This is a genomic window from Chryseobacterium sp. MIQD13 (assembly GCF_050496705.1).
In the GTDB taxonomy this organism is placed as follows: Bacteria; Bacteroidota; Bacteroidia; order Flavobacteriales; family Weeksellaceae; genus Chryseobacterium.
The window spans coordinates 364351-390829 of record NZ_JBNWAF010000002.1; the positions used below are offsets into that span (position 1 = coordinate 364351).

At 37.9% G+C, this 26479-nt stretch carries 17 protein-coding genes; 16 read left to right on the forward strand and 1 reads right to left on the reverse strand.

What is annotated here, in order from left to right; translation table 11 throughout:
• Positions 1-53 precede the first annotated feature (53 nt).
• Positions 54-3422, reverse strand: coding sequence for a transcription-repair coupling factor (mfd, locus tag ACQWU4_RS08740; RefSeq protein WP_429935384.1), 3369 nt, complete (start codon positions 3420-3422; stop codon positions 54-56).
• Between the two features lie 254 nt (positions 3423-3676).
• On the opposite strand from mfd, the gene ACQWU4_RS08745 reads away from it, so the two are divergent.
• The 16 genes from ACQWU4_RS08745 (at position 3677) to ACQWU4_RS08820 (ending at position 26470) form a co-directional block, all read left to right on the forward strand.
• A complete protein-coding gene (locus ACQWU4_RS08745) occupies positions 3677-4069 on the forward strand; it encodes a hypothetical protein (RefSeq protein ID WP_429935385.1) in 393 nt (130 codons plus the stop codon).
• A gap of 180 nt (positions 4070-4249) precedes the next feature.
• Positions 4250-4495: a hypothetical protein gene (locus ACQWU4_RS08750; protein ID WP_429935386.1), complete on the forward strand. Its 246-nt coding sequence runs from the start codon at positions 4250-4252 to the stop codon at positions 4493-4495.
• Positions 4496-4624: 129 nt separating this feature from the next.
• A complete protein-coding gene (locus ACQWU4_RS08755) occupies positions 4625-6124 on the forward strand; it encodes a GH3 auxin-responsive promoter family protein (RefSeq protein ID WP_429935387.1) in 1500 nt (499 codons plus the stop codon).
• 69 nt (positions 6125-6193) lie between these two features.
• A complete protein-coding gene (locus ACQWU4_RS08760) occupies positions 6194-6556 on the forward strand; it encodes a hypothetical protein (protein WP_429935388.1) in 363 nt (120 codons plus the stop codon).
• A 93-nt stretch (positions 6557-6649) separates the two neighbouring features.
• A complete protein-coding gene (locus ACQWU4_RS08765) occupies positions 6650-7885 on the forward strand; it encodes an MFS transporter (RefSeq protein ID WP_429935389.1) in 1236 nt (411 codons plus the stop codon).
• A 91-nt stretch (positions 7886-7976) separates the two neighbouring features.
• Positions 7977-10115, forward strand: a complete 2139-nt coding sequence (locus ACQWU4_RS08770; protein ID WP_429935390.1) for a T9SS type B sorting domain-containing protein — start codon at positions 7977-7979, stop codon at positions 10113-10115.
• A gap of 102 nt (positions 10116-10217) precedes the next feature.
• Positions 10218-12338, forward strand: coding sequence for a T9SS type B sorting domain-containing protein (locus tag ACQWU4_RS08775; RefSeq protein ID WP_429935391.1), 2121 nt, complete (start codon positions 10218-10220; stop codon positions 12336-12338).
• A gap of 263 nt (positions 12339-12601) precedes the next feature.
• A complete protein-coding gene (gene dnaB, locus ACQWU4_RS08780; RefSeq protein WP_429935392.1) occupies positions 12602-14191 on the forward strand; it encodes a replicative DNA helicase in 1590 nt (529 codons plus the stop codon).
• A gap of 85 nt (positions 14192-14276) precedes the next feature.
• Complete coding sequence (gene rnhA, locus ACQWU4_RS08785) at positions 14277-14753, forward strand: ribonuclease HI (RefSeq protein ID WP_429935393.1); 477 nt, start codon at positions 14277-14279, stop codon at positions 14751-14753.
• A gap of 159 nt (positions 14754-14912) precedes the next feature.
• On the forward strand, positions 14913-17165 hold the full coding sequence (locus ACQWU4_RS08790) for a lectin-like domain-containing protein (RefSeq protein WP_429935394.1): 2253 nt from the start codon (positions 14913-14915) through the stop codon (positions 17163-17165).
• Between the two features lie 250 nt (positions 17166-17415).
• A complete protein-coding gene (locus tag ACQWU4_RS08795) occupies positions 17416-19677 on the forward strand; it encodes a T9SS type B sorting domain-containing protein (RefSeq protein ID WP_429935395.1) in 2262 nt (753 codons plus the stop codon).
• A 128-nt stretch (positions 19678-19805) separates the two neighbouring features.
• Positions 19806-20432 (forward strand): NAD(P)H-dependent oxidoreductase, encoded by a 627-nt coding sequence (locus tag ACQWU4_RS08800; RefSeq protein WP_429935396.1) that lies wholly within the window; start codon positions 19806-19808, stop codon positions 20430-20432.
• Positions 20433-20462: 30 nt separating this feature from the next.
• Positions 20463-22034, forward strand: a complete 1572-nt coding sequence (gene nadB / locus ACQWU4_RS08805) for an L-aspartate oxidase (RefSeq protein ID WP_429935397.1) — start codon at positions 20463-20465, stop codon at positions 22032-22034.
• Positions 22035-22053: 19 nt separating this feature from the next.
• Positions 22054-22692, forward strand: a complete 639-nt coding sequence (locus ACQWU4_RS08810; protein ID WP_429935398.1) for a hypothetical protein — start codon at positions 22054-22056, stop codon at positions 22690-22692.
• 11 nt (positions 22693-22703) lie between these two features.
• Positions 22704-23564 (forward strand): carboxylating nicotinate-nucleotide diphosphorylase, encoded by an 861-nt coding sequence (gene nadC / locus ACQWU4_RS08815; protein WP_429935399.1) that lies wholly within the window; start codon positions 22704-22706, stop codon positions 23562-23564.
• Positions 23565-23773: 209 nt separating this feature from the next.
• Positions 23774-26470 carry a TonB-dependent receptor gene (locus ACQWU4_RS08820; protein ID WP_429935400.1) on the forward strand — a complete coding sequence of 899 codons (2697 nt, stop codon included), beginning with the start codon at positions 23774-23776 and terminating at the stop codon, positions 26468-26470.
• Positions 26471-26479: the final 9 nt, after the last annotated feature.

Genomic DNA, 26479 nt, shown 5'->3' on the forward strand with positions numbered 1-26479 from the left:
TACTTTTTAGACCATTTATATATTTTTGATTAAAATTACACTCCTTTAATTTTTCAATTATGCCCAATAATTGTTTTTAAAAGGACATTAACCTCATCCACATTTTTCACTTTTTCTTTTCTCATCATAAGAAGATTCCCTTCCTTCCCGATTTTCTCTTTAAGCTGAGCTTCTGCAGGATTCTGTGTTAAATAACTGATGATATGCCTGAATCTGTCTGTCTGATAGAATTTATCCTGAGGATTCGCAGGGAAATACCCTAAAAATATACCATTCTTCATAACAATCTTTTCGAATCCGATTTCCGCAGCAAGCCATTTCAACGCAACACTTTTTAACAGATTCACGGCCTCTTTCGGCAAGGTACCGAAACGGTCAATCAGCTCAAGTTCAAACTTATGAAGATCATTTTCATTATCAATTTCCGCTATTTTCTGATACAGTAACAACCTTTCTTCCGTATTGGAGATATAGAAGTCAGGAAGCATCAGCTCCAGGTCAGTATCAATATTGACATCTTTTACAGATTTAAACAGCTTCTGTCTGTCCTCCTCATTATCGAATAAATTTTCAAAGTCCGCATCATCTTTTAATTCTTCCAGCGCTTCCTGCATGAGTTTCTGATAAGTCTCAAAACCCATTTCATTGATAAAACCACTCTGTTCCGCACCAAGAAGATCTCCCGCCCCACGGATTTCAAGATCCTTCATCGCAATCTGAAAACCGCTTCCAAGATCAGAGAACTGCTCAATAGCCTCAAGACGTTTTCTGGCATCAGAAGTCATCATATCATATGGAGGTGTAATCAGATAACAGAAAGCCTTTCTGTTGCTTCGTCCTACCCTTCCTCTCATCTGGTGCAGATCCGCCATTCCGAATCTTTGTGCATCATTAATGAATATCGTATTGGCATTAGGAACATCTACTCCACTTTCCACAATTGTTGTAGAAACAAGAACATCATATTTACCTTCCATAAAATCCAGGACATTTTTTTCCAGCTGCTTCCCTTCCATCTGGCCATGTCCGGTAATTACCCTGGCATCCGGTACCAGTCTCTGGATAAGTCCGGCAATGTCTTTAAGGTTTTCGATTCTGTTATTGATGAAATAAACCTGTCCGTCACGCTGAAGCTCATATGAAACAGCATCCCTGAGAGTTTCTTCACTAAAACCGATCAGCTGCGTATCAACCGGCTGCCTGTTAGGCGGTGGAGTTTTTATCACTGAAAGATCCCTTGCTGCCATCAGGGAAAACTGAAGTGTTCTTGGGATAGGAGTAGCAGTCAGTGTAAGAGTATCTACATTATTTTTCAATGTTTTCAGCTTATCCTTCACCGAAACTCCGAATTTATGTTCTTCATCAATGATCAGCAATCCCAAGTCTTTGAACTTGACAGAACTGCTTACCAGCTGATGTGTTCCAATTATAATATCTACTTTCCCATTTTTAAGACCTTCCAGAGCTTCCGCCTTTTGCTTGGCAGTCCTGAATCTGTTTACATAAGAAACATTTACCGGAAAATCTTTCAGCCTTTCTTTGAAACTCCTGTAATGCTGGAACGCCAGAATAGTTGTAGGAACCAATACAGCCACCTGCTTTCCGTCTGTTGCCGCTTTAAATGCCGCACGAATTGCCACTTCCGTCTTTCCGAAACCTACATCGCCGCAGACCAGCCTGTCCATTACTGTATCCGCTTCCATGTCTCTCTTTACATCAATGGTTGCTTTTTCCTGATCAGGAGTATCTTCATAAATAAAGCTTGCTTCCAGCTCGTTCTGCAGATAGGAATCCGGTGTAAAAGAAAACCCTTTTGCAGATTTCCTTTCCGCATATAGTCTTATAAGGTCAAAAGCAATCTGCTTTACTTTCGCTTTCGTTTTCTGTTTTAAAGATTTCCATGCAGGAGAGCCCAGTTTACTAAGCACAATTTCTTTTCCGTCCGGGCCGTTATATTTTGAGATTTTATGAAGTGAATGAATACTTACATACAGAAGGTCACCATTCTTGTATGTCAGCTTAAAACATTCCTGAATCTTTCCATCATTGTTCACCTTCACAAGCCCCATAAATTTCCCTATTCCATGATCAATATGGGCGATATAATCTCCTATTTTGAGAGACATCAAATCTTTCAGGGTAAGCTGTTCAGATTTGGCGAAGGTATTTTTTGCTTTATACCTCTGGTAGCGGTCAAAGATCTGGTGGTCCGTATAAACTAAAATCTTGTGCCCGTTATCTACAAAACCTTCATGCAGTTCAGATTTAAAGCTTTTAAAAGGAAGCTCATGCTCCAGCTCTTCAAATATAGACTCCAGCCTTTCCTTCTGCTTTTCCGTAGAAAAAGAGATCCAGGTATCAAAGCCTTCACTTTGCTTCTCCTCAATATCTTCTATCAGCAGTTCAAAATTCTTATGAAAAGAAGGTTGGGGAAGCTGTTCAATCTTTATTTCCGTAATTTCTTTAAGCCCTTCAATGGAAGTTCCGGCAAAATCTATTGTTTTGAATTTTTTAAAATCAAATAAAAAATCCTGATCCGAAATAAAAAGTTCCTGCGGAGTTCTGTGAGCAATATCTTTACTTAAACTATCATACTTCTCCAATGATTTCTCATAGAACGTTCTGATCTTCTGCATACCGACAGCACCATTTTTTGAAACAACAAAACTTTCTTTAGGAAGAAGCTGCAGTAGAGAAACCCTTGTTCCTGTCACCGAAAAATTCATATTGGAAACCAACTGGAAGTCTTTCACCTTATCTATGGAAAGCTGGGTTTCAATATCGAAGGTTTTAATATTTTCCACTTCATTTCCAAAGAACGTAATACGGTAAGGTTTCTCATTGGAGTACGAGAATACATCAACAATTCCACCTCTTACAGAAAATTCCCCCGGTTCGGAAACAAAATCTGCCTGCTGGAAGTTATAATGATTCAGTAATTCATCTACAAAATCAAAATCCAGCTGATCTCCTACTTTTATATGATGGGAGATTGCTTTAAAATCTTCTTTCTTTAAAACCTTTTCAGAAAGAGCTCCGGCATAAGCCACAATAACTTTGGGAGACTTTCCGGAATTGATCTTATTTAAAACCTCCGTCCTAAGCACAAGATTCGCATTCTGCGTCTTCTCCACCTGATAAGGTTCAAGATGGGTAGCCGGAAAATACAGTACTTTATCTTTTCCAAGCAGATCTTCCATTTCAGTATTCGCGTATAGTGCATCCTCCTTATCATCTACCAGATAGAGGATTGTCTTTTTCTGGGTTAAAAAAAGCTCAGCAGTAAAAATGGAAACTGAAGACCCTGCACTTCCCTTCACGGAAATATGCTGGCTTTTTTCTAGCTGGATAAAGATCTCTTTTCCAAATTCTTTCTGAAGCAGGTCCGGAAGAAACTTTTCGTGAATAGGTTTTAGCTGCATAAATAGTAATGATATAAACGACAAAAGCGATTTCGGGAGTATTCCGAAACCGTTTGCCTATAACAAAGGTAAGGATATTTTTTTCTTCCTACAGATTCTACCAATTACCAAAAACGCAATAAAATAACAAATACATACCCAAATCTTAATTTTTTACCAATTTATTTAATTAAAAGTTAAAAAAAATCCAATATTCCGGCATGGCATAGTGTTTGAAAATTTCACCTCATCAAACTTTTTAAAGAAATAACATTATGAAAAAAGCAATCAGAATCTTAGGAATTTTTATGCTGGTCTTTGTTGCCACATTATCTTTTGCCTCGTGCAGCAGTGATGATGATCCTGTAAATAACGACTTCTTTGCAGGAACATACAAGGGAAGCATATCTTATAATGACGGATCTACAAATAACAGCACGGATAACGGAAGTGTATTTGTAACAAAGATCGCCAGTGGTACGAAATATAATTTCGCCTTCTCGAACGGCATCCCGGATCTCAACGGAGTGGAATTTCAGCAGCAGGGAGACCATACTTTAGTAATGGTAGGGTCAAGCGCAACATCTTATATAAGAATTGACAATAATGAATTGAAGATTCTATATATGAAGGACGGCAAAACCTGGACTGCTAACTGTACACGTTAAACCAACTATTCATAACATGTAAGCCTGTTTCTTCAACGGAAGCAGGCTTATTTTGTTTTAAAAGACTGTTGTTTAAGTTTTTTTTAAGCAGTAATAAACTTTAGTTAAGGATTATAAATCCTGATTTTTCAGCCTGGTTTTTGTATATCTTTACGTAAGAAAAAACAAATAGTACGCCTTATGAAAAAATTATTAACAGCAATGTCACTGGCTTTAGGACTAGGATTTGCAACCGCACAACAAACTGCTCCCACTACTGCTGCAGCCCCTCACACAACTACAAAAACAGTAAAAGCTCCTGAAGCAAAAACGGCAAAGCCTGCTGTAAAATTGAAAAAGGACGGAACTCCTGACAAAAGATATAAGGAAAACCAACACCTTAAAAAAGATGGTACTCCAGACAAAAGATACAAAGCAAACAAGTAAACTTTAACATATAGTTGTTATTTTCATAATCAAATTTCGAAGAACCGGTGAACTTATTCACCGGTTTTTTTTATGGCATATGTGATTGAAAATGATTTCATATTCTATACTTATTTATAAATTTGAGGCATGTTAAATTTCTTCAAGAAAAATGCGGCAATTGTCTGGGCAAAAAAACATGTTCAGAAAACCGGGGAATTCAAAAAAAACTCAGTGAAAAATCAGGAGGCCCTTTTGCTGTCTTTAGTTAAAACGGCTCAGAAAACTCTTTTTGGAAGGGAGCATGATTTTGAAAACATTCAGTCTGTTAAAGAATTTCAGGAAAAGGTTCCTGTTGCTGATTATGAAGATCTGAAACCTTATATCGAAAGGGTAAAAAAAGGACAGGCCAATATTCTCTGGACCGAAACTCCTGAATATTTTGCAAAAACCTCCGGAACTACTTCCGGTTCTAAATACATTCCAATCTCAAAGGAGGGAATGCCTTTTCAGGTTGCGGGAGCTCAGAGTGCATTATTCCATTATATAGCACAGAAAAACAATGCTGATTTTGTGAACGGAAAAATGATCTTCCTTCAGGGAAGTCCTGAACTGGAAGAGGTTTTCGGAATAAAAACAGGACGGCTTTCGGGAATTGTAGCCCACCACATCCCCGCTTATCTTCAAAAAAACCGCCTTCCGAGCTGGGAAACAAACATCATGGAAGACTGGGAAGCAAAAGTTGATAAGATTATTGAAGAAACCGAACACGAAAACATGACTCTTATCTCAGGAATCCCACCATGGCTGATCATGTATTTTGAGAAACTTACTGAAAAACATGGAAAGAAAATCAAGCAGCTTTTCCCCAACCTCCAGCTTCTTGTCACAGGAGGCGTCAACTATGAACCCTACCGGGATAAAATGAATGACTTACTGGGCGGAAAGGTTGATATCATCCAAACTTTTCCGGCATCAGAAGGATTTTTTGCGTTTCAGGATGACTATACAAAGGAAGGACTGCTCCTTTTAACCGATCATGGTATTTTCTATGAGTTTATCCCGCTTGAAGAATATGGCAAACCTGAAGCGAGAAGATTAACTTTAAAAGATATTGAGCTCAATAAAGATTATGCCCTGATCCTTACTACAAATTCAGGTTTGTGGGCCTATTCGATAGGTGATGTTGTAAGGTTCATTGATAAAAATCCGTACAGGATTCTGGTGAGTGGCAGAACGAAGCATTTTACTTCCGCTTTCGGGGAACATGTGATCGCATTCGAGGTAGAAGAGGCAATGAAGGCCACTCTGGAAAAGCACCCTGCGCAGATCACAGAATTCCATCTTGCCCCACAGGTAAATCCGGCCGAAGGCCTTCCATACCATGAATGGCTGATAGAGTTTGAGAAAGAGCCTGAAAATCCAGAGCTGTTCAAAAATGAACTGGACCGACAGCTTAGGGAAAGAAATACATATTATGATGATCTTATTACAGGAAATATTCTTCAGCCACTGAACATTACTTTACTGAAAAAGAATGCATTTCATGAGTATGCAAAATCTCAGGGCAAACTTGGCGGCCAGAATAAAACACCCAGACTGGCCAATGACAGAAAAATTGCAGATCTATTGGAAATTTACAAACTTTAAAGATATTTTTTCAATTCCAAAAACATATATTCGAAAAAAATTATAAATTTGAAAAAATAAAAAATAATAATGAAAGCATCTGTACTGTTAAAATCATCTTTACTAACTTCTTTATTTGTGATTTCATCCTGCGCTACCACAAAATACAGCGAGGATGTTTCAAAAAACAATTATTCTAATCTTCAGGCTGGAAAAATGTATGTTGTTACCATGAAAGATGGTTCTCCAAAGCAGAAAATGCTGTTCAGAAATATTGATGGCGACAACCTTATAGGAACTGCCGGCAAAAAGGACAGTGCAGAAGTTATCATCCCTAAATCTAATGTAGCCGCCGTGAAAGACAGATCTAAAGCGAGGGTAACAGCGGGTGCTACTGTAATTGGTGCAGCAGGTGTTGCAGCTATCGTGATCAGTTCACTGAGAGCAGACTAAAATAGATTTTATCTTTCGGGACTTATTTGATTTATCATTTAAAAAACCAGTATATAAACAGCCTTAAATGAATATTTAAGGCTATTTTTGTGCATGATTTCCTTTACACCGTTAAAAACATTACAAAATGTTGAATTCAGGAATCTTCTTATGGGAAGATTTTTTATTGTTTTAGCCTTCAGAATGCTCGCAACTCTATTGGGATGGTGGGTATATCAGTTAACAAAAGATCCTTTTTCAATTGGCCTTATCGGGCTCTCGGAGGTAATTCCGGCAGTAAGCTGTGCGTTGTATGCAGGCCACGTTATTGACATGAATGAGAAAAAGAGACTGCTCCTGATCTGTAATTATGCATATATTTTCCTGATAGGATTACTGCTGATTCCTGCATTTTTCAATATAGAAATGCATTTTAACGGTCACGAGATCACTTATTTCATATATGGAGTTATATTTTTCACAGGGATTGCAAGAGCTTTTATCGGGCCTATCGTTCCTTCAATGATTCCTAAGATTGTAAAGAAAGAAAATCTTCCGAATGCTGTTACGTTAAATCAGGCCACCTTTTTGATATCCTCCGTATGCGGTCATGCTGTGGGCGGACTTCTTATCGGTTATTTTGGAGTAAAATGGACCCTTGTTGTCATTATTTCATTAATATTCATTGCTTCATTATTCTTCTGGCAGTTGAAACAGCAACATTCTAAATACAAAAAAGAAAATGTAAACGTTGTCGAAAGCATGCGTGAAGGCATTTCCTATATTTTTAAGACAAAAGAAATTTTAGGGGCATTATGTCTTGATATGTTTGCTGTTCTTTTTGGAGGAGCCGTTGCCATGATCCCGGTATTTGCCACTGATATTTTAAATGCAGGAGCAGAAGGTTTCGGTCTTCTAAATGCAGCTTCGGATATAGGTTCTATGTGCATTATTACTCTTCTGGCAATTGTACCTTTAAGAAAGAATCAGGGGAAAATTCTTCTTGCAGTTGTTGCCGGATTCGGGCTTTGCATTATTGGCTTCGGGCTATCCAAGCTTTACTGGCTTTCATTTATGTTCCTTGTAATGAGCGGGATGCTTGACGGAATTTCAGTGGTAATCAGGGGAACCATTGTACAGCTGAAAACTCCCGATCACATCAGAGGACGCGTACTGAGTGTGAATTCTATATTCATTATGTCCAGTAATGAAATGGGGCAGTTTGAAAGCGGACTGATGGCGAAATTGCTGGGTGTAGTACGGTCCGTAGTCTTCGGGGGAAGCATGACGGTATTAGTAGCTCTTCTTGTAGCGAGCACCAATCCCAAGCTGAGAAAAATGAATTATTAAACAACAATAAGTTGATTCTATTAAATATATCACAAAAACTTTAATTTAACTTTAATAATTTTTTATATTTGTCTTTTTTAAATCCCCCTTTATGAAAAAAGCATTACTCGTTTTTCTAATCATCTGTTCGCGCGTCTTATATGCACAATCAGATTGTATTAGTGCAATATCTATCTGCGGAAACTCAGATATTTCTTATACTCCTTCAGGCCATGGTACCATCGATGAAGGCATTGGTCTCAATTCGTGTCTGAGTGATGCGGATAATGAGCATTTTTCCGTATGGTACAGCTTCACGGCATCAACCTCCGGAACATTAGCATTTGTTATTAATCCAACCATTGATACCGATGACTATGACTTTGCAGTCTATGGTCCTACGACGAATGGCTGTACTTCTTTGAGTAACAACAACATTTTTGTAACACCTCTCAGATGTAATTTCAACGGTACAGGTTCATCTCAGGGAAATACAGGTTTATTGCTAACAATACCGCCGCCGCCACCGCCAAATACTAATGGAAGTGCAGGGAACCAAGCAGAATGGAGCCCACATATGGTAGTACAGGCTGGTGAAACCTATTATCTTGTTGTAGATAACTACAGAAGTTCACCAGATGGTTTTTCATTAACATGGTCAGGTACTGCAAGTTTAAGCTCTGCATTTAACGACCCGACTTTGGCTCCATATCCATTTGTAACTCCAGGACTTCCTGCTGCTAACCCTACTGATCCGAATGAAGTAACAGTATGTTCACTTGCTACTCCATTCAACTTTGCTACGCTAAGCACGGGAATTATAAATGGTAACAGCGGAAACTTCAAAGTAAGCTATCATAAAAATACCAATGATGCCATTACGGGAGGAAACCCTATCACAACAGAAGTGGTAAATCTTACACAGGTTTATTACTACAGAATTGTATATCAGGATCCTGCAAATCCTACAAACCCAATGAATGGATGCTTCATTACAGGAAAATTTAAGTTCAGGGACGGAGGCTTTACATTAAATAATGCCACACTTACAAGCTGTAGCAATAATGGTGCTGGTACAGCAATGTTTGACCTTACAACAGCTACTGTTGGAGCCGGTCCTAATCATGTATTGCAATACTATCCTACCATGTTCGACCTGAATGCAGGAACGAACGAAATTACAAGCCCGGCTATCTACCAGTTTGTATCAGCTGAAGGAAAAATATTTGTGAAAGCAACCAATGAATTCGGGTGTAAGGCAACAGCTGAAATCACTTTGAAATTCCATCCATTGGTACCTGTAACAGACGCATCACTTAGATCATGTTTCCTTGAAACTAATCCTTCACTGGGAACATTCAACTTGAGCAATGCTACAGTAACTACACTGACAAGTGCTACAAAAAAATACTACCCTTCTCTGACAGATGCGGTAAACGGAACGAATGAAATTTTAAGCTTCTTAGCCTATACTGCTCCATCAGGAGTAATCTACGTAAAGGTATTTAATGCACAAGGCTGTTATTCTATAGCAAAAGTAACGCTAACTGTACTTTCTCCAGTTTACTCGAGCGTGCTTCAGGATAAAATTATCTGTATCGAAGATAAAACAACATTGGATGCAGGTCCTGGATTTAATGGTTATGAATGGAGTACAGGAGCAACTACGCAAACTATTACCAATGTAGGTGTTGGAACCTACTGGGTAAAATTAAAAACAGGAGACTGTATCACATTACAGCCGGTAAAAGTGTATGCTTCCGAGCAGCCGGTTGTTTCAAGTATTGATATTTCAAGTACTACCATAACTGTAAACGTTATCGGAGGAACTCCTGAATATAAATATTCCATGGACAATATTATCTGGCAGGATTCTAATGTATTCAACAATGTTGCAAGAGGAGATCATACGGTATATGTAAAGGACGCATATGATTGTGAACCAATTGAGATCACAGTTGTTGTACCTAACCTTATTAATGTGATTACTCCAAACGGGGATGGTATAAATGATGTTATAGACTATTCGGCATTGTCCGGTAAAAATGGTCTTATATTCAGTATCTTTGACAGATATGGTACCAAAATCCACCAGGCTGATAAATCTAACGGATATAAGTGGGACGGAACAGTAGCCGGTAAAAAAATACCTACAGGAACATACTGGTATTCTGTAACATGGAATGAAAATGATAAAAAGAATACTCCATTCAAATTCTCAGGATGGGTAATGGTAAAAAATAGAGAATAATCTCTTATCAAAACAAAAACCGCTCTACGGGGCGGTTTTTTTAACATAAATGCTGATAACTTTATTTTACTCAAATCTTGTTTCACAAAAATCATTTTAAACATGAAAAAAACATTACTTCTTTTAATCTTATTTATAGCCCAGGTGTTTTATGCACAGTCGGATTGCGTCACGGCAATTCCTCTCTGTGGAAACTCCGAACTATCATACACCCCATCAGGACATGGAAATATTGCAGAAAATCTATCGGCAAACGGATGTCTGGGCAGAAGTGAAAATTTCTCAGTGTGGTATACTTTTACTGTTGCTACCCCCGGAACTTTAACATTTGTTATTGATCCCAATGTAAATTCTGATGACTACGATTTTGCAGTCTATGGTCCTACCACCAATGGGTGCACTTCCTTAAATACCGGTAACACTTTTGTAACCCCATTAAGATGTAACTACAACGGTAGTACTCCAACAGGAAACACAGGACTTACCCTGACTTTGCCTCCACCTCCACCTCCCAATACAAATGGGAATGCAGGAAACGCAGCTGAGTGGAGCCCCTACATGCAGGTACAGGCGGGAGAAACCTATTACCTGGTTGTAGACAACTTCAGAAGTTCTCCAGACGGATTTAAAATGACATGGGGTGGTACTGCTACCTTAAGTTCAGCATTTAACGATCCTGTTCTGGCACCTAACCCTTTTATCCCACCTGGTATTCCTGGAGCTAATCCGGATGATCCTAGTACAGTTATGGTATGTGGGCTTCCTTCGCAATTTAACTTCACTACTCTTACACCTGGTATTGTTAATGGAAACAATCCTAATTTCCAGGTTACTTACCATAACAATGTCAATGATCTTATTACAGGGGATAATCCACTTACAATTGCTACTGTAAATGGGACAACCACTTATTACTACAGAATCCGATACTTTGACCCGGATAATCCCGGAAGTGTTATTAACAAATGTTTTATAAGTGGTAAGTTTAAATTTGTAAATGCAAGCATTACAGCGAAAAACGCAACTATTTTTGCATGTAATAACAACAGTGAAGGTACAGGAAAATTTGATCTGACAACCGCAGACGTATTCACCGGAACTGTTACGAAAAAATACTATCCTACCCTGGCTGACCTGAATGCCGATACCAATGAGATTACTAATCCTACCAATTATATTTCACCTGAGAAAATAGTATATGTTAAGGTAATTTCCGCGTTCGGATGTACAGCTACAGCAGCCATTACATTATCATTCCATCCGGTAATTACATTGAAGGATGCAATATTGGAAGAGTGTTATATTGAAAGTGATATCATGCAGGCTAAGTTTGACCTTACACAAGCTGATATAGGAGCAGTAGCAGGACAAACGAAGGCATTCTATAAAACATTAAACGATGCCCAGGCAGAAACCAACCCGATTACTCCTCAGAATGCTTATATTACAGCAAGTACCGAGGTTTATGTAAGAGTGACCAATGCCAATCAGTGTTATGACATCGCCAAGATTACTTTAAAAGTTCTTCCTCCGGTAAAATCTTCTGTACTGAAAGACAAAACAATCTGTGCTGAAGATAAAACCACATTAGATGCAGGACCTGGATTTGACGGGTACGAATGGAGCACCGGTGCTACCACACAATCAATCAACAATGCTGGCATAGGAGTTTATTGGGTGAAACTGAAAACAGGAAAATGCTTCACGCTTCAGACTGTTACCGTTTTTGCTTCTTCGCAACCGGTAATTGCAAGTGTAGATATCAGCAACAATACCATCACAGTAAATGCTTCAGGTGGAACTCCTCCTTATATGTATTCAATAGACGGTACCAACTGGCAGTCAACCAATACGTTCAGCGGGCTTCCTAGAGGTGAAAATAAAATTTTCCTGAAAGATTCCTTCGACTGTACTCCTGTTCAGATTACAGTTACCGTACCAAATCTGATCAATGCTATTACCCCTAACGGAGATAAAGTAAATGACGAGGTTGATTATTCAGCATTAGCCTATAAGAAAAACCTGATCTTCATTGTATATGACAGATACGGAAACAAGCTTTATGAAGCTAATAAAATGAGAGACTATAAATGGGATGGAACAGCTTCCGGCAAGAAAATTCCTACTGGTACCTACTGGTATACGATCTCATGGAATGAAAATGATAAAAACAGTACCGAAACGAAATATTCAGGCTGGATACTGGTAAAAAATAAAGAATAAATTCATTCTTTATATTAGAAAAGAAAGACTGTCAATTATGACAGTCTTTTTTATTGCAAAATATTTTCATTAATTATAAATAAAAAAATTATTGATCAGTTTCATTCCGATGAATGTTTCTTATTGAAAATTTTCTATTTTTGATCCCCGTTTTTTACTAACATCCATTTACATTCTGTCCATTACAAGTTAAGAGACAATTGCTAATAACTTGTTAGTTACTATTTATTAATTATTTTTTGTAAATAAACTATCTTTGCAACATGGCGCAGAAAGAAACATTATCATCCCTTACACATGGAAACTTTGCAAGAGAACTGTCTATTGCGGATGGAAAAATGCCTCCCAATGCTGTAGATTTTGAAAGACTGGTTATAGGAACTTTTTTAATTGACAAAAAGGGGCTTGACCACTCTATTGACCTTCTTACTCCTGAAGTATTTTATGACCCGAGACATCAGGTTATTTTCGGTACCATCTTAAAGCTTTATGAAGGTAACCATCCTGTGGATCTGATGACTATTATCCAGGAATTAAAAAAAGAAGACAAACTAAACCAGGCAGGTGGTGATCATTATATTATTGATCTTACCATGGGCGTAAGTTCATCTGCCCATATTGAATACCATGTACGTGTTATTCTTGAAAAATACATCTTAAGAAGCCTGATTAATGTTTCTGCCAATGTGATTGATTCTTCATATAAAGAATCTACCGATGTATTTGAACTTTTGGATAAAGCTGAACAATCTTTCTTTGAGATCACCAACGGTACAATCAAAAAGGGATTTGATACTGCTAATTCATTGGTAAAGCAAGCCATCGATACTATTAAATCTTTAAAAGATAAGGAAGGACTTTCAGGAGTTCCTTCAGGATTCAGGGATATTGATAAAGAAACGGGAGGCTGGCAAAATTCCGACCTCATCATTATTGCTGCCCGTCCGGCGATGGGTAAAACAGCATTTCTTCTGTCAATGGCAAGAAATATAGCCGTTGGTCACAAAATCCCGATGGTGCTTTTCTCTCTCGAGATGGCATCCGTACAGCTTATCACCAGAATGATTGCCTCGGAAACCAAAATTTCTTCCGAAAAACTGAGAAAAGGTACTTTGGACGATGAAGAATGGCAAAGACTGTTCTCCAATGTATCTGAGCTTGAAAATGCCCCACTTTTTATTGATGAAACCCCTTCCCTTTCTATATTCGACTTCCGTGCAAAGTGTAGAAGACTTGTAATGCAGCATGGTGTAAAACTGATCATGGTGGATTACCTTCAGCTGATGACTGCAGGTGGCGGGGGAAAAGGAGTAGGAAACCGTGAGCAGGAAATTTCCATGATTTCACGTTCCTTAAAAGCTATTGCCAAAGAACTTAATGTTCCTGTTATTGCCCTTTCGCAGCTATCGAGAAGTGTGGAAGCCCGTCCGGGTAAAAGGCCTCAGCTATCTGACCTTAGGGAATCCGGAGCTATTGAGCAGGATGCGGATATTGTATCATTTATTTTCAGACCGGAATATTATAAGATTGCCGTTTGGGATAACGATGAAGAAGGCCAGGAAACCTCAACGGAAAACCAGGCGGAACTCATTATCGCAAAGCACAGAAATGGTGCAACTGCTGATGTAAGACTATCATTCCTTAAGCATTTTGCAAAATTCGGAGATATTGAAGCTGCTTTAAATGGTGGCATGGGAGGCTATCCTTCCAATTTCGGATCTAATGAACCGAGTGGATTTGATAAAATTAAAACAACCATCCAACCAGGTGCCGCATTTGATCTTCCGGACAGCTCAAAACTTTCCGGATCCTCAATGAATGATTTCGACGATGATGACGATTTTCCATTCTAGATTAATATATTCTAATTAAACAACAACTTGATATTCCTCAAACTTAATTTTAAATGGAATATCAATTTTATACAGACCTGAGCTTTTGAGAATAGAAATATACACCGACGGTGCATGCAGCGGAAATCCCGGAAAAGGAGGTTACGGAATTCTTATGCGCGTTCCCGAAAAGAACTATCAGAAAACATTTTCAAAAGGTTTCAGAAAAACAACCAATAACAGAATGGAGTTGCTGGCCGTCATTACTGCTATGGAGAAACTAAAATCTTCGGAGAATGATATTCATATTTATACGGACAGCAAATATGTAGCGGATGCAGTGAACCAGAACTGGATTTCAGGATGGATCAAAAGAGGATGGAAAAATGTAAAAAATCCTGATCTCTGGAAAAGATTCATTGAAATGTATAATAAACACAAACCTAAAATGCATTGGGTAAAAGGTCACGCAGGACATTTCGAAAATGAACTTTGTGATAAACTGGCTGTAGCAGCAGCAAGCTCACCCGACCTTGAAATCGACACATATTTTGAAGGACTGGAGAACAACTTGCTTTTTTAATAAATCTAAATTAATATCAATATCATTAATCATTCACCCACCCTTCTTATCATTTATTGAAAATTCATTATCATTTTCAGTAAAATTAACATTAAATACACATTAATTACTCGGGATTTAATATATTTACAGAATCTAATTAAAAGTAATCCCACTTCAATGAATAAACTTTTACTGTCTTACATTTCTCTCTTTCTGCTTTTCTTGTCAGGAGGAGTGTTTTCCCAAACCTATCAGTTAACCGGAAACCCCGTAAGTACCACAGGATGGACAATGGTAGCCCCAACGCAGGTAATGGGAGATTTTATTCAGCTCACTCCGGACACCAATAATCAATCCGGATCCATCAGACTGAATGACCAGATCAACTTAAAATATTGTGATAAATGGAGAGTGGAATTCGATTTCAGGATGGATTCCAACCAAACCTTCAATGGAGACGGAATTGCATTCTGGTATCTGGCCAATCCTCCCGTTGCAAGTGTATTAGGTTCCGGCCTTGGAGTTTCTCAAAATGCAGTAGGTTTTATTGTAGGTTTTGACACCTATAACAATACCACCACAGCTACAATGAGTAAGATACACGTTGCCTATGGTCAGGTTGCCAATACAACAGACAATAACAATGTGGAATTCTTCAATGTTCCGGGAAGCTCTTTTCATTCACCTGACCTGAATACCACACAACCTTTCCAGGGAACCACGTACAAACATGTTGAAGTAACAGCTCAGGTAGACCCTGCGATTCCCACCAACTGGATCGTAAAAATAACCCTTGACGGTACAACAATCTGCAATCAGTCATTTGCCCCTTCAGGCACAGCCGCTGCAATGACCATTGGATATTTTGGGTTTTCCGCCTCTACCGGAGCTGCAAAGTCAAGGCATTCCATTAAAAATGTAAAAATCTATACAGACAAAGTTCCTATTTTACAAAATACAGCAACCCAGTCTTTCTGTCCAAATCCTGCGACAGGATTCGGGTCTGTGAATTTAACAACTTTTAATTCTCAGTTTGTAAGCACCCCTTCAAACTATACATTTACTTACCTTCAAGGTTCAACTCCTATTGCCAATCCTACAAATTTTCAATTCAATGCAAATACTACGGTTACTGTAATCATAAAGGACAATGCAGGAATATTATGCGACAATCCGGATGGTAAAATATTATTGGTCCTTGCTCCGCTTACACTTCTTGACAAAACTTTAACGACATGTAACAACAATAAGGCAGGAACAGGAATATTCAACCTTAATAATGCAGCTGTAACGGATGTCGTGGGTGCAACTAAAAAGTATTACAAAACACTGAATGACCTTAATGCCGGCACCAACGAAATTACCAATCCTAACACCTACACTTCTGCAGCCGGAGTAGTATATGTAAAAGTAACAACTCCACAAGGATGTACGGGTACAGCTAAAATTACTTTGACATTTTACCCTGAAACTCCGGTAAGAGAAGATACAATGCGGTCATGCTTCATTCAAAATAATATTGCCAATGCCATATTTGACCTTACTGCAGCCAATGTAACAACGCTGACCAGCGGTTTTACAAAGAAATATTACGTAAGTGTGGCAGATGCTTTAAGCGGCGCCAATGAGATCATGAATCCATCTCAATACATGTCAACAAGCACGGCAGTCTATGTAAAAGTAACAGATTCTAATGGATGTTTTGCCGTAGCAAAGGTCAACCTTATTGTACTGCCACCTGTACTATCTTCTGTTTTAAAAGATAAAATCATATGTATTGACGGAAGAACCGATCTGGATGCAGGACCAGGTTTTGACAGCTATGAATGGAGCACAGGAGCAACTACTCCTTCCATTCAGGGAGTTGGCGTAGGTCTCTATTGGGTACAGCTGAAAACAGGAAACTGCATTACACTGCAGACTGTAAAAGTCATTGCTTCCGCAAATCCTGTTATTACAAGTATAGACATCAACAATACAACAGTAACCGTAAATGTATCAGGAGGAACTCCGCCTTATAAATATTCTTTAAACGGTATTGACTGGCAGGATTCAAATACATTTACAGGTTTACACAGAGGAGAAGCAAGAGTTTTCGTTAAAGATTTCTACAACTGCTCACCTGTTGAAGTTCAGATCACTGTTCCGAATTTAATTAATGCAATTACACCGAACGGCGATAATGTTAATGATTTTATTGACTATTCCGCACTAGCTTACAAGAAAAATCTTGTTTTTATAGTGTATGACAGATATGGTAATAAACTTTACGAAGCTGATAAAACAAGAAACTTCAAGTGGGACGGCACTGCTTTCGGCAAAAAGATCCTTACAGGAACTTACTGGTACTCGATCTCATGGAATGAAAATGACAAAAACAATACAGCCACAAAATATTCAGGCTGGGTATTGGTAAAAAACAGAGAATAATATCTTTTCTATAATAAAAATCACTCCTTATCCGGAGTGATTTTTTTGATATGAATTACTATAAAACAGATCTGCCTGCTTTTTTAAGCCTAGTAAAGAAAGAAATCTTTCAACCATTAATCATTCCTTACATATTTTTAAAATTAATTACAAAATTGACAATTTTTATTAATCAATTGACAATTATACATTATATACGAAAGGATAAAACAAATATATTTACAGAATAACCTCAAACTAATTGCATCATATGAAAAGAAAATTACTCATTTATTATTTAACTATCTTACTTTGCTTTTCAGGACAACTGTTTTCCCAGACCTACCAGCTTGCAGGAAACCCTGTTAACACTACAGGTTGGGATCTTGTTTCAAATGCAGCTGTAGACAATGACTTCATCAGACTTACAACAGATAACGGAAACCTTTATGGAGCTATAAAGCTGGCCACTCCGATCACATTAAGTTATTGTGACAAGTGGAAGGTTGAGTTTGACTTCAGAATTGACGGAAACGGAACTACCCAGTTTGGCAGAGGGGACGGATTTACGTTCTGGTACCTTGCCAATCCACCAACCGGATTTGTATCTGGGGGCGGACTTGGAATTCCCGGAAATGCATCCGGACTTATGGTAGGATTTGATATTTTCAACAATACTACAGAAGGCCAGATGAGTAAAATACATTTGCTTTACGGAACCAACAATACCACCGGAAACAATATTGAATACAATACTACTCCAGGGAGTACATTCCACTCTCCAGACCTTATTACCACCCAGCCATTTGTAGGTCCTACTTTCAAACATGTAGAGGTAAACGGGGAAACAGACCTTACCAACCCCACCAACTGGATTATAAAAATCAAATTGGACGGTGTTGTCATTGTTGACCAGTCTTTCGCTCCTTCAGGAGGCGCAATAGGAATGAGTCAGGGATATTTCGGTTTTTCAGCAGCTACAGGAGGGGCCAGTGCAAGACACTCTATCAAGAATGTGAAGGTTTATGTAGATAAAGTTCCTATCCTGAATGCTACAGTTACACCATTCGTATGTACAAATCCTGCAACCGGTACAGGAACTGTAGATTTAACCTCTTTCAATTCACAATTTGTAAATAATCCGGGAAATTATGTATTCACCTATTATATTTTAGGAAGTTCAACCCCTATTGCGAATCCGACAAATTTTGCATACTCAGGCAATACAACGATCAAAGTTGTGATCAAAGATCCCAGCTCAACGCTCTGTGACAATGGAGACGGAGTTATACAGTTAAATCCTACACCTTTTGCAGCAACTGACGCCACACTTACAGGATGTAATAACAATAATGCCGGCACTGCAACGTTTGATCTCACAACGGCAGCTCTAACAACAGTTCCAGGCTGTACTATGGAATTCTACAATACAATGGCTGAACTGAATGCAGGGATCAACCAAATTCCGAACCCTACAGCTTATGCATCAGGAGCCGCAGTACTGTTTGCAAAAGTAACTACTCCTCAAGGCTGTGTGAGCGTGGCAAAAGTTACCTTAAGCCTCAACCCGGTTGTGGTAGTAACCGACGCATCTTTAAGATCATGTTTCCTTGAAACCAATCATTCACTGGGCACATTCAACTTGAGTAATGCAACAGTAACCACATTAACAGGAGCCATAAAAAAATATTATCCATCTCTGACGGATGCTGTAAACGGGACTAATGAAATTTTAAGTTTCTTGGCTTATACTGCTCCATCCGGAGTTATTTATGTAAAAGTGTTCAATGCTCAGGGATGTTATTCCATTGCAAAAGTTACATTAACTGTTCTTGCTCCGGTTCTATCCAGCGTATTACAGGATAAGATCATTTGTATTGAAGATAAAACCACACTGGATGCAGGCCCCGGATTCAATGGTTATGAATGGAGCACAGGTGCAACAACCCAGTCCATCACAAACGTTGGCGTGGGAACCTACTGGGTGAAGCTAAAAACCGGAGACTGTATTACATTGCAGACGGTGAAAGTATATGCTTCAGAGCAGCCTGTGGTAACCAATATTGATATCTCAGGAAGTACGGTGACTGTTTTTGTTAACGGAGGAACACCACCATACCAATATTCAATGGATAATATACAGTGGCAGGATTCCAATATATTCAGCAATGTACCGAGAGGCGAAACCAAAATATATGTAAAGGACAGCTATGATTGCGAACCTATCCTGATTAATATTACTGTTCCAAATCTTATTAACGTGATCACTCCAAACGGAGACGGCATAAATGATGCAATTGATTATTCCGCTCTTTCCAACAAAAAGAACCTGGAAATCGGAATCTTCGACAGATACGGATATAAGCTTTTCCAGGCAGATAAGTCTAACAGATATGTATGGGACGGCACTACCAACGGAAGCAAGAAAGTTCCTACAGGAAATTACTGGTATTCTATTACATGGAATGAAAACAACAGTAAGAATACACCTATTAAATTCTCCGGCTGGATTATGGTAAAGAACAGAGAATAAAGTAAAAATTGATTATTTTTTTAATACCCTGGATCACTTCAAATTTGGAGTGATCTTTTTTATTTTCACAAAAGGAGATATTTCATTATAAACACACTTTATTCATATTCAATTCTTAAATTTGTCCTATGAATTATTTGGAAGCTTTAAGCAGAAGATATTCTGTGAAAAAATTCAATCATGAGATTATTCCTCAAGACATCCTGTTCAACATTCTTGAGTCAGGAAAACTGTCCGCCAGCTCCCTTGGACTTCAACCCTATAAAATACTGGTAGTGGAAAGTGAGGAAATGAAGCAAAAATTAATTCCTGCTTTTTATAACCCTTCCCAGATTTCCACGTGTTCTCATCTCATTGTTATTATTTCGAAAAAAACTATTGAGGAAAACTACATTCATGGCTATTTTAATCACATTTCCGAAGTAAGGGAAACTCCCGTTGAGAGTCTCGATCTTTTCAGAAAAAGTATTAACCAGCATATTACTCAAAAAACACAGGATGAGATTTTCAACTGGGCCGAAAAGCAATCTTATATAGTACTGGCTAATCTGATGTACGCCGCTGCTATTGAAAGTATAGACTCATGTCCTATGGAAGGATTCCGGCAGGATTTGATAGAAGAGATTCTCAATATCAATCCGGAAACAGAAAAAGTAACCGTCACGCTGGCCCTGGGTTACCGTTCTGAGGAAGATCATTTTCAACACATGAAAAAAGTAAGAAAACCAAACGAAAAATTGTTTAAATTTATTTAATATTTAAATGATCGTACCTAAAGCAAGCATATGATAAAAGCGGATGTATTAGTAATTGGTTCCGGCATCTCGGGACTTTCTTATGCCATTAAAGTTTCTGAACAGCTCCCTGATGCCAAGATCATCATCGTAACAAAATCTGACGAAGACGAAAGCAACACCAAATATGCACAGGGCGGACTGGCCGTAGTCACCGATTTTAAAAACGATAATTTCGAAAAACATATTGAAGACACCATGCGTGCCGGAGACGGGGAAAACAAACGCGATGTTGTGGAAATGGTGGTAAGGGAAGCTCCCACAAGATTCAATGAAATTGTAGAATGGGGTGCCAATTTCGATATGAAGAACGGAGAATTTGCTTTGGGAAGAGAAGGTGGCCATACTGAAAACAGAATTGTTCACCATAAAGACATTACCGGATTCGAAATTGAAAGAGCCCTTCTGGCAACAGCCAACAGCAGCCCGAATATTGAGATCCTTGATCATCATTACGTTATCGATATCATTACACAGCACCATGTTCCGGGAAAAGAAGTAAGTGAGGGAGATATTAACTGCTATGGCGCATACATCTTAGATGAAAAATCAAAAACCATCAAAAAGATCACGTCCAAAATAACTTTAGTAGCTACAGGCGGCGCAGGGCACGTTTATAAAAATACAACAAATCCTACCATTGCCACCGGAGACGGAATTGCTTTCGTAGCCAGAGCAAAAGGTAAGGTTTCCAATATGCAGTATTACCAGTTTCACCCGACGGCTCTTTACAGCAAATTGGATGGAATGCTGTTTTTAATTTCAGAAGCCGTTCGTGGAGACGGAGCAAAATTAAGAACCAAAAGAGGCGAAAAATTCATGCACAAATATGATGAGCGTGAAGAGTTAGCATCAAGAGACATTGTTGCAAGAGCCATCGACGCCGAGATGAAAATCACAGGAGATGAATTTGTAGGCTTAGACTGCAAGGAAATGAATCATGAAAAATTCTTAGAACATTTCCCCAATATTTATAAAAAATGCAAAGATGAAGGAATTGATCCTTTCACCCAGCTGATTCCCGTGGTTCCGGCATGCCATTACCTGATGGGCGGTATTGAAGTAGACAGGGACGGGCAGTCTTCTATCCTAAATCTTTTTGCGGTGGGAGAATGTACCAATTCAGGACTTCATGGCGCTAACAGACTTGCATCAAATTCTTTATTGGAAGGTCTTGTTTTCGGACATAATGCAGCTATAAAAACGGTTTCTTTACTCAATGAAAACAGCTTTAACTTCGATGACCTTAAAGCCGTTCCGGAATGGAATGAAGAAGGAATGAAGATTATGGATGAAATGGTTATCGTAAGCTACCTCAGAAAACAGCTTCAGGAAATGATGAGCGACCTTGTAGGTATTGTACGAAGCAACAGACGTTTGAGCATGGCTCTGCAGAAGCACCAGGAAATCGCAGCTGCCGTGGACGAGATCTATCACTACTCTATTCTATCACCACAGTTATCAGAATTAAGAAATCTTACAACCGTTGCCCATCTCATCATTACTCAGTCTATGGAAATGACGGAAAATAAAGGGGCATTTTATAATAAAGATCTAGCCTAAATTCGAACTTTAACAGGTAATGAAAATTTCCGATCTAAGTATTCTTACAGTAACGAATATATTATTTTGGTCCAGAATAGTAATTTCGTTAATATTTGGAGCAATAATATTACTCCTATTAGGTACTGATAATATTTTTTCAAATAAAATACTCAATACAATAGTCTATTTTATACTGATTATTTTTGCAGCTATCGTGGGACAAATTGGTTGTTTTTTATTGAGATTATTTTTTGTTTCAAAGTCAAAATATCCGCTAGTATTGAATATCATTTGTAATATGTTGGGATTTGGAAAAAAGAAATTGACAAAAGAAGCTATCAATATAGATTTAAACAATTTCATAATGGATAATAAACTTTCCCTATGCCTTTATTACATTAATAATCCCCAATATCTCATTTTAAGCTTTGATAAAAATAAAATCCATTACTTTACACAGGAATATGATTGGGAAAATTTCAAATGGAATTATAAGATAAAATCTCAAGGAAAACGGGACCTTCAATTATTAGAATATGATGGCATTAATCAAAATAATGAAAGAATAAAAGATTTTATAGAATTTGAAAAAATAGAAGCTAAAGAAAATGAAGTTCTTCTCCTATTTATTATCCATGATTTACTATTTGGGAAAAGTTCATCCATATATTATTAAAATTACAAAAAATGAAAAAACCAAGCTACGCTACCGATAAAGTATTAAAAACATTCATCAAAAACGCTCTGGAGGAAGATATCCAAGATGGTGATCATTCCACACTTTCCACCATTCCAAAAGATCTGGAACAAAGCGCTAAGCTTCTGGTGAAACAGGACTGTATTTTAGCAGGTGTTGAACTGGCAGAAATTATTTTTAAAACATTTGATAAGAATTTAAAGGTTGAAATCTTTATTAAAGATGGTGAAGCAGCTAAAGTGGGAGATATTGCATTAATTGTAAAAGGAAGCGCAAGATCTATTCTTTCTACGGAAAGACTCGTTCTGAACTGCATGCAGAGAATGAGCGGAATTGCAACCCTTACCCATGACTGGGACTCCAGACTCGTAGGAACCAAAACAAAACTTTTAGATACCCGAAAAACAACTCCTAATTTCAGAGTTTGTGAAAAATGGGCCGTTGCCATAGGCGGTGGCACCAATCACAGATATGGTTTATATGACATGATCATGCTGAAAGACAATCACATCGATTATAACGGAAGCATCACCAATGCTGTTAAAATGGCAAAAGATTATGTTAAAACCAGTAAAAAGAAACTAAAGATAGAAGTTGAAACAAGAAATCTCGATGAAGTTAAGGAAGCCATTAAAGCTAAAGTAGACAGAATCATGCTTGACAATATGAATGTCGTGATGATGAAACAGGCTGTAGAAATGATCAACGGCGCATGTGAATCTGAAGCATCAGGCGGAATTACCCGTGATATGTTAAAAGAAATTGCCTCTACCGGGGTTACTTATATCTCCGCGGGAGCCCTTACCCACTCGGCTGAAAATATCGATTTGAGTCTCAAAGCCGTGAAATAGCGTTATATTTTTAATAAAAACAGCCCCATTTTGTTAAAAACTCAATAATATGATTTTTTTCATATAAAAATTCGATTTTTATTCATATAATTGAAAATCAATAAGTTAAATCTTATTAAGATTGAGTAAAAATTAACATACAGTTAATATTAGTTAAATTTTATTTCGCGAATTTTGCAGAAAATTAAATCTAACTATTACTAACGATTATGAAATTAATCAACAAATCAATGCTTACTGCGATAATTACATTATCTACAGCTAGTGTTTATTACGCACAACAAGTTCAAGATACTGTTAAAGACACAACGTCTAAAGACATTGAGCAGGTTGTACTAACAGGAGTTGCTGATATCGCTAAAGATAGAAAAACTCCGGTAGCGGTTTCAACAATCAAAGAAGCACAAATCGTACAAAGATTGGGTAACCAAGAATTCCCTGAGATTTTATCTACAACTCCTTCCATTTATGCTACAAAAGGTGGTGGTGGTTTCGGAGACGGACGTATGAATGTAAGAGGTTTTGATACTTCTAATACCGCAGTAATGATTAATGGAGTTCCTGTTAATGATATGGAAGGTGGTACTGTATATTGGTCTAACTGGGCTGGACTTTCTGATGTAACTTCTGCAATGCAGATACAAAGAGGTCTGGGAGCTTCAAAATTAGCAATTGCTTCTGTTGGAGGTACAGTAAACATCGTTACAAGAGCTGCAGACAAGAAGAGAGAAGGTAATGTAACTTTAGGTCTTGGTAATGACGGTTATCTTAAAACTTTATTCTCTTATAATACAGGAAAATCTGCAAAAGGATGGTCTACTTCATTCTTGATGAGCAGAACTGCCGGAGCAATGTATATTGACGGTTCAGATTTTGAAGCGTACAACTATTATTTCGCTTTAGGTTTCCAACCAAATAAAAAACACGATTTCCAATTCACTTTTACAGGTGCACCACAATGGCATAACCAAACATTTAATAACACTATCGCAACCGATTTGGATATGGGCGATGGAAGATTAGACGGTGTTTTGTCTGACAAACCTAATAGAAAATACAATTCTAACTGGGGATATTTAAATGGCAGACAATTTTCACAAAGTGTAAATTACTATAGCAAACCTGTTGCATCTATCAACTGGGATTGGAACATTTCTGAAAAATCAAAATTATCCACTGTAGGATATGCTTCTTGGGGTAGAGGTGGTGGAACTGGAGTTCTAGGTTCTATCAACGGAAAAAACATCAATGCTTTACCAAAAACAGCAGACGGTTTGATTCGTTTTGATGATATTTACGCTTGGAACACAGGACAAGCAGTTGCAGATTTCGGAGCAAATAACAAAACACCTTTTGTTGGGACAAGTTCTAATGGTATTACCAGAAGAGCGAGTGTAAACTCACATGACTGGTACGGAATTCTATCTAATTTCCAACATAAAGTTAATGATAACTGGAACTTCTCTGTAGGTTTAGACGCAAGATACTACTACGGTTACCACCCAGGTGTTGTTACTGATTTCTTAGGAAACAAAGAATACCGTGAAGCAGGAAACTTCAACCAATCTCCCTACTATACCGTTACACAATCATATAACCCAGCACCTTCTGCAAACCCGTTTGCAACTGCTATAAAGGACAAATCACAGATTGTATATAGAAATTACGATGGTAGAGTTCTTTGGGGAGGAGTTTTCGGACAGTTAGAATATACAAACGACAAAATTTCAGCGTTTGTTCAAGGTTCTGCATCTGAGCAGAGCAACCAAAGAATTGATAAGTGGGTTTGGGATGGAACATCTGCTATTCCTACTGGTATATCTACTACACAGCAAGGACAAGCGGTAAGCCAAACAACAGATCAAAAATTCAGATTTGGATATAATGCAAAAGCTGGTGTGAATTATAACATCGACGAACACCACAATGTTTTCGTAAATGCTGGTATTTATTCTAAACAGCCAAATCAGAACGCTATTTTCCCTTATTCTTTGCCAACCAAAACATTTGGTTCTTTGTATCAGCAAATTGAAAACAAAGATTTAAGAAACGAAAAAGTATCTTCTGTAGAAATCGGTTACGGATTCAAAAGTGAAAAATTCAGAGCAAATCTGAATGGATATTACACAGACTGGAAAGACAGATTCGTTCGTGTTACTGGTATTGCTTATACTAATAGTGATGGCAGCGCTGGTACGAATGGTACTGCAAGTTTAACAGGGGTACGAGAAGTGCATATGGGTGTTGAATTAGAGACATTCTACAAGCCTTTAAACTGGTTGGAATTCAACGGAATGTTTTCTTTAGGAAACTGGAAATACAAAAACAACCCAACAGGAAGAATTGCTGATGTAAACGGAGATCCAGTTACTACCAACGGAGTAGACGGAGTTACCCTGGCTTTGGACGGGCTGAAAGTTGGAGACGCTGCACAAACAACAGCTGCGTTAGGAGCAACAGTGAAGCCTATTAAAAATCTTGATATTTTCGGAACTTGGAGATATTATGACAATTTATACGGAACATTTAGCATCAATAATAGCTACATTATTAAAGATGGAGTTATACCAGCTGCCAGAGCAGAAAAGGGATCTTTGAAGGCTCCTTCTTATAATCTAACAGACGTTGGGGCTTCTTATACATTTAATTTGACAAATGGTAGCAGACTAATAGTTACAGCGAATATCTATAACTTATTTGATACCACTTATATTTCAGATTTAAGATCTTCAAACAAGAAAACATTATCAGATTATAAAGATATTGCAGGAGGATTAACAGCCCAACAGCAATTAGATAATTATAATGCAAATCCAAAAAACTTCTACAAAGGACTTGATGTTAGTAATAACGTTTACTTTGGATTCGGAAGAACTTGGGCTGCATCTCTTTCTTACAGATTCTAATATATAAAA